Genomic DNA, 1,561 nt, shown 5'->3' with positions numbered 1-1,561 from the left:
CGCCCGGGTGCGGACCCCCCCCCCCCCCCCCGCCGCGCGGCCGGGGCGCCCCCCCCCCCCCCCCCACGCCAAGGACACCGACGACGCACTCGTGCTCGCGGCCCGCTTCCGCGGAGCCTGCCCGTGAAAGGTTGCCGATGACCGCTGGCCTGGCCGCATTTCTCGACGACTACTCGGCTGCGTTGCGCCGCCACGTCGCCGCGCCCGGCCAGGCGGGCCTGACCGAGGGGTACGACCTCGGCAGACGTGCCCTCGTCGAGGGCATCAGTTTGCTCGACCTCACCGAGAACCACTTCCGGGCGGTCGCGGAGTACACCGGCGCCGAAGGTGATCCGCGCAGCGCCGAGGTCGCGCTGGAGTTCCTGCTGCAGACGATGGCCGCGCTCGACATCGCCACCCGCGGCTATCTCGACGGCACCCGCCGCTACGAACAGCAGCGCTCGCGTGCCGAGGATCTGGCGGGCCGCGACGCCTTCCGCACCGCACTGGTGGAGTCGCTGCAGGACGGGTTCTTCGTCGCCGATTCGCACGGCACCATCGTCGAGGTGAACTCCGCGTTCGGGGTGCTCATCGGGTACGGCGCCGACGACGTGCCCTACCGGCTGCCCCATCCGTGGGCACTGTCGGACAAGGCGGGCTATCCCCAGATCGGTACGGAGGCATCACGTTTCGTGATGCCGGTGCGTCACCGTGACGGCCGGGAGCGCTGGCTGGCGGTCAGCGCCAGCTCGCTGGTCAAGCAGGAGAACAACGAGCAGATCTTCGTCGGCACCGTGCGCGACGTCACCGCCGAACACGATGCCCAGGCCCGCGATCAGGCGGCCTCGCGGCTGGCGACCGCGGTGGGCGCGGCGACGAGCATGGTGGAGGTACTCGCGGTCGGGCTCGACGAGTTGCGCCGGACGATGGGCGCGCAGACCGCGCTCGTGGCGGTGTGGCCGAGCCGGACCGGGCAGCCGGACGTGTATTCCTGCGGCGAGCCGCCGTTTCCCGAGCCCCCAGCCACCGACAGTATCGAGGGCGCACCGCGATTCGTCGCCGCGCCGGTCTCGGACCCCACGCGGCGGGTCACCCTCGACGAGGAGGTGCGCACGCTGCTCGATCGCTCGCGCAGGCAGCCCGCGCGCGGCCTCTCGGCCATCACCGGCGAGGAAGGCGGCGTCGACGCCGTGATCGCGCCGCTCGGCGAGACCGGCGATGCGGCACTGTGGGTGCGTTTCGGTGCGCCCCGCGCGATCAGCGCGGCCGACTGGGCGCTGTATTCGCTGCTGGTCGGACACCTGAGCGTCGCGCTGCAGCGGGCCCGCAACTTCGATCAGGCCCGCGCGACCTCGCTCACCCTGCAGCGCGCGATGCTCGGCCCGATCGAGCTGCCGCCCCGTTTCTCGGTGCACTACGAGCCCGCGTTGCCGCCGCTCGAGATCGGCGGCGACTGGTACGACGTGGTGCCGTTGCGGGACGGCACCATCGGTGTCGTGGTCGGCGACTGCGTCGGCCGTGGCCTGTCGGCCGCGGTGGTGATGGGCCAATTGCGCACGGCGGCACGGGCCCTGCTGCTGGC

General features: G+C 72.8%; 1 protein-coding gene. It reads left to right on the top strand.

The window, feature by feature from the left end:
• Positions 1–137 precede the first annotated feature (137 nt).
• Positions 138–1,561, top strand: a 1,424-nt coding sequence (locus ACFWPJ_RS03930; RefSeq protein ID WP_378846818.1) for a PAS domain S-box protein, incomplete at its 3' end; no start/stop codon positions are given.

It is taken from the genome of Nocardia sp. NPDC058497, from assembly GCF_042720195.1.
Classification (GTDB): domain Bacteria; phylum Actinomycetota; class Actinomycetes; order Mycobacteriales; family Mycobacteriaceae; genus Nocardia.
This window is presented reverse-complemented; position numbering and strand designations above follow the sequence as displayed.